The sequence below is a fragment of the Cronobacter sakazakii genome, from assembly GCF_000982825.1.
In the GTDB taxonomy this organism is placed as follows: domain Bacteria; phylum Pseudomonadota; class Gammaproteobacteria; order Enterobacterales; family Enterobacteriaceae; genus Cronobacter; species Cronobacter sakazakii.
Map to the genome: position 1 here is coordinate 1 of NZ_CP011049.1, position 4,938 is coordinate 4,938.

The 4,938-nt window shown below is 54.9% G+C and carries 3 protein-coding genes; all 3 read left to right on the forward strand.

Annotation, left to right across the window (positions count from 1 at the left end):
• The first annotated feature begins 455 nt into the window (after positions 1–455).
• The 3 genes from CSK29544_RS21750 to mbeA all read left to right on the forward strand — a co-directional run bounded on the left by CSK29544_RS21750 (position 456) and on the right by mbeA (position 4,587).
• The gene (locus CSK29544_RS21750; protein ID WP_007899670.1) at positions 456–1,760 is read left to right on the forward strand and encodes a methyl-accepting chemotaxis protein; all 1,305 of its coding nucleotides are present in this window, start codon (positions 456–458) and stop codon (positions 1,758–1,760) included.
• Positions 1,761–2,747: 987 nt separating this feature from the next.
• Positions 2,748–3,092 (forward strand): MobC family plasmid mobilization relaxosome protein, encoded by a 345-nt coding sequence (locus CSK29544_RS21755; RefSeq protein ID WP_032976203.1) that lies wholly within the window; start codon positions 2,748–2,750, stop codon positions 3,090–3,092.
• Positions 3,082–4,587 (forward strand): plasmid mobilization relaxase MbeA, encoded by a 1,506-nt coding sequence (mbeA, locus tag CSK29544_RS25245; protein WP_007899683.1) that lies wholly within the window; start codon positions 3,082–3,084, stop codon positions 4,585–4,587. The genes CSK29544_RS21755 and mbeA overlap by 11 nt, the downstream gene beginning before the upstream one ends.
• Positions 4,588–4,938: the final 351 nt, after the last annotated feature.

Here is a 4,938-nt window from a genome sequence, read left to right on the forward strand (position 1 = left end):
GGGGTGTTATGTTAAAAGCCGAGGTCTGGCGGATACGGAAAAAATTATGCCGGCCGGGCTTATGCCCGCGGCAATCCGGCCGATACTTAAATTATCCTTCACAAAGGATGTGCTGCGATCCAGGCAGTTGAGTGTTTTCCGGCTCCCGGATGTGAGCCATTTTTTTGCCTTCTGATGCCTGTTAATGCATGCGGAGCTGCGCTGGTTCTTCCAAGATTGATAGACGCCAGCTTCTCTGCTGGAGCCGGCGGATTTGCCGTAAATATGAACATTTTCTTATTGTTCAGCCCGCTAAAGATGGCGGGTTTTTTACGCGTGAAATCCGGAGCCGGACATCATGCCGGCATGGCTGAAGAGCGGGCTTTTTCCCGCCCTGTCGCAGTAATATATAACGCTACATAAGGAGTAGCCGATAACCATGGCAGTACTTACATTATCCGGGCAATCTGATTCATATGTTTTCACTTAAAAATATGTTCTCCCTGAACCTCCAGCGATCAGCCATTTCGTATGACGCAATTTGTCAGAATAAGCCTGTCATTGAGTTCAGTCCGGAGGGGGTGATAAATAAAGCCAGCCCGCTTTTTCTCTCCACTATGGGGTACAGGGCTGATGAAATAATCGGTCACCACCATCGTATATTCTGCCCGCCCTCGCTGGTAAGTTCACCGGAATACAGCCAGTTCTGGCAGCGCCTTGCCAGGGGAGAAAGCTTTAGTGGCAAGTACCTGCGGCTGGCAAAGGGAAATCGTTCCGTATGGCTTGAAGCCAGTTATATCCCCGTTTCTGACAGGCGCGGCCGTGTTATCAGAGTCATTAAAATTGCTGCCGATATTTCTGAGCGCGTGCATTCTGCTCTTGAGCAGGAAGCAGTCGTAAATGCCATAAACCGTTCTATGGCCATCATCACCTTCAATCCTGAAGGGATCGTGCTTGAAGCAAATGAAAATTTCGTCAATGCCACTGGCTATAAGCGGGATGAAATCATAGGTAAGCATCATCGTCTGTTCTGTGCCGAGACGCTTTACAAAAGTGATGAATACCGACATTTCTGGGAGAGTCTGAATCAAGGTGAGTTTTTTTCTGGTCTGTTTCCACGCCTTAACCGTCAGGGAGACCCTCTGTGGTTCCGTGCAACTTATAACCCTGTCTTTAACAGTGATGGGCAGCTTTATAAAATTGTGAAATTCGCTACAGATGTTACGGCTGATGTCCTGCGAAACCAGAGAGAGCAAGAGGCTGCTGTGCATGCATGGGATATGGCCGTGCAGACCCGAGAAAGTGCGCAGAACGGTGCCAATGTTATTGAAAATAGCATCCTTATGATTGACAGAATTGCGCAGGGGATGGGGGCTGTCTCCACCGATATCTCACGGCTCAACAATCAGTCTGAAAGTATTGACGATATGGTGGAAACCATCCGGAAGTTTGCCATGCAGACAAGACTTATTGCACTGAATGCCGCGATTGAAGCAGCAAGGGCTGGCGCATCCGGAAGAAGTTTTGCGGTTGTTGCCGCAGAAGTGCGTAATCTTGCGGCGAGCGTCAGTAGCGCGACTGAAGAAATTGAGCAAGTCGTGGCCAGCAATAGTCAACTGGCCAAGGATGTTCTCTGTGGCATTGAAAACAGCCTGATGAACACTCGGGAAGGGGTTACACTCATGCGCGAAGCGGGTGAAGTTATGACCAGCATTCAGAGGAATGCTGCAGGGGTTGAGACTGCGGTTAAGGATGTCGCCATTTCAGTTAAAGCCGGATAGGCCATGGTGCATATCCCCATATCTGTCGAACATCACAGATGATCTTCTTGAGATCCTTTCCGTTGCGTCGTAATCTCTTGCTCTGAAAACGAAAAAACCACCCGGCAAGGTGGCTTTTTCGAAGGTTCGCAAGAGTTGACGCTCTTTTGAACCGCGGTAACTGGCTTGGAGGAGCACAGTCACCAAAACTGTCCTTTCAGTGTAGCCTTATCGCACCCGAAACTTCAAGACTCTCCTCCTCTAAACCTGTTACCAGTGGCTGCTGCCAGTGGCGCTTTGTCGTGTTTTTCCGGATTGGACTCAAGTTGATAGTTACCGGATAAGGCGCAGCGGTCGGACTGAACGGGGGGTTCGTGCATACAGTCCAGCTTGGAGCGAACTGCCTTCCCGGAACTGAGTGTCAGGCGTGGAATGAGACAAACGCGGCCATAACAGCGGAATGACACCGGTAAACCGAAAGGCAGGAACAGGAGAGCGCACGAGGGAGCCACCAGGGGGAAACGCCTGGTATCTTTATAGTCCTGTCGGGTTTCGCCACCACTGATTTGAGCGTCAGATTTCGTGATGCTTGTCAGGGGGGCGGAGCCTATGGAAAAACGGCTTCGCCGCGGCCTTATCGCTTCCCTGTTAAGCTTCTTTCTGGCATCTCCCAGGAAATTTCCGCCCCGCCTGTAAGCCGGTACCGCTCGCCGCAGCCGAACGACCGAGCGCAGCGAGTCAGTGAGCGAGGAAGCGGAATATATCCTGTATCGCATATTCTGCTGACGCTCCGCTGCTGCATTTTTCTCCTGCCACATGAAGCACTTCACTGATATTCGCATCCGTGCCAACATAGTAAGCCAGTATACACTCCGCTAGCGCTACGTGACTGGTTCAGGGCTGCGCCCCGAAACCCGCTAACAGCCACTGACGCGCCTGCGGCTTGTCCAACCCCGCGCCGACCGGGAAAGGTTTTCCCGCCCGTCCCGGGGTTATCAGGAGACTGTTTTGTCAGAGAAACGGAACAAGATGCTCACCATGTGGGTGACGGAGGATGAGCACAGGCGGCTACTTGAGCGCTGCGACGGCAGGCAGCTGGCGGCGTGGATGCGGCAGACCTGCCTGGACGAAAAGCCGGCTCGTACCGCAAAACTTCCTTCGATCTCGCCGGCGCTGCTGCGCCAGCTTGCCGGTATGGGCAACAACCTGAACCAGATAGCCCGCCGTGTTAACGCCGGCGTCGGTACCGGTCATGACCGGGTGCAGATTGTGGCGGCGCTGATGGCCATCGATGCCGGGCTTGAGCGGCTGCGGCACGCCGTTCTTGAGAAAGGAACGGACGATGATCGTTAAATTTCATCCACGCGGTCGCGGCGGTGGCGCCGGGCCGGTGGACTATCTGCTGGGTAAAGACCGGCAGCGTGAAGGCGCCAGCGTCCTGCAGGGGAAGCCGGAAGAAGTCCGGGAGCTGATCGACGCGTCGCCTTACGTGAAGAAATACACCTCCGGCGTCCTGTCGTTTGCGGAGGCCGATCTGCCTCCCGGCCAGCGGGAAAAACTGATGGCCAGCTTCGAGCGGGTTCTGATGCCCGGACTTGATAAAGATCAGTACAGCATTCTGTGGGTGGAGCACGAGGACAAGGGGCGTCTGGAGCTGAACTTTCTGATCCCCAATACCGAGCTGCTGACCGGCAGGCGGCTCCAGCCGTACTACGACCGCGCCGACCGGCCGCGTATCGATGCCTGGCAGACCATCGTGAACGGCAGACTGGGGCTGCACGATCCGAACGCGCCGGAAAACCGCCGGGCGCTGGTCACGCCGGCCGGACTGCCGAAAACGAAGCAGGAAGCCGCAGAAGCCATCACCCGTGGACTGCTGAGCTTAGCCTCGTCCGGGGAGCTGAAAAGCCGTCAGGACGTCACTGAGGCTCTTGAAGGTGCAGGTTTTGAGGTGGTGCGTACAACGAAAAGCAGTATCAGCATTGCCGACCCTGACGGGGGGCGAAACATCCGACTGAAGGGAGCCATCTATGAGCAGTCTTTTAACGCTGGCGAAGGACTTAGAGCAGCAATCGAAAGCGCAGCAGAAGAGTACCGGCGAGATGCTGAAAGCCGCATTCAGCGAGCACGAGCAGTCTGTCAGAGCGGAACTGAACGCAAGCGCGAGGAGAATCAGCGACGCCATCAGCGCCCACGAGCAGAGTATGAGCGAGGCGATGGAGAAAAACCGGCGGAGCGTGTTGCTGACGGCCGGGAGGACATGGCTCACCATCCTGATGGTGTCAGCGCTGCTGATCGCCACGAGCGGGAGCATTCTGTGGTGGCAGGGACGGCAGATAACCGACAATTACACACATCTTCGTCAGCAGGAAGATACCCTGGCGAAAATGACCGCCCGGACGTGGGGAGTACGCTATCAGGAGAGCAACGACGGCCGGAGGTTCCTTATCCTGCCGCCGGGGATGCAAGCCGAAGCCATCCCCTACGACGGGACGACCTGGATCCGCCTGAAACAGGAGTAGCGGAAAATGACAGAGCTGGAAAAGCAGTTGCTGAGCGCATTAGAGCAGCTACAGCAGGACTACTCGCAAAGGCTGGACGAATGGGAGAGCGCCTTCGCGGAATGGCGGAGCATGTGTGGACTTATGCAACGGGAGAACGCGGTGCTGAACGAGCGCGTGTCGGACTTGAGCACGCAGGTGCTGAGTTTAAGCGAGCAGCTGCGCCGCTTGTCCGGGAACTGAATGCCATCGAGGAGAAGGCTGCACTGGAGTATCAGCGTCAGAACGAGCTGGAGCTGACGCTCCGACAGAAGCAGAAGAGTTTCGATGGTCCGAAGATGAGGTGACAGCCCGCACGAAGAAGGGCTCATCGCGTTCCTGCTAAATAGGCTGACTACCGGAATGGTAGTGACTTATCCCGGAGGAAGTGATGAAAATTCTCAACGTTATTGAAGCCCTGCTGAACTGTTTTTACCTGGTGATGGAGCTGTGTGAGTTGCCGGAGAGGCATTTGCCGGTTTTTAAGGCGTTCGCGCTGATTTTAGTGTGACTTTACGCTGCATGCATCTGGCTGCATGACTATGCATCAGTGTAATATCCAGCGGCTGCGTTTTTGGTGTTTTTTCGTCATGTCTGTCGCCACTTTCTCGCGTCTGGCACCGGAAACGCAGCCAACCCCGTTTCTGCGGTGCGGGCAA

Bases quoted from the DNA above. Each gene is read 5' to 3' on its own strand.
- mbeA (WP_007899683.1), top strand. From the start codon at position 3,082: ATGATCGTTAAATTTCATCCACGCGGTCGCGGCGGTGGCGCCGGGCCG.
- CSK29544_RS21750 (WP_007899670.1), top strand. From the start codon at position 456: ATGTTTTCACTTAAAAATATGTTCTCCCTGAACCTCCAGCGATCAGCC.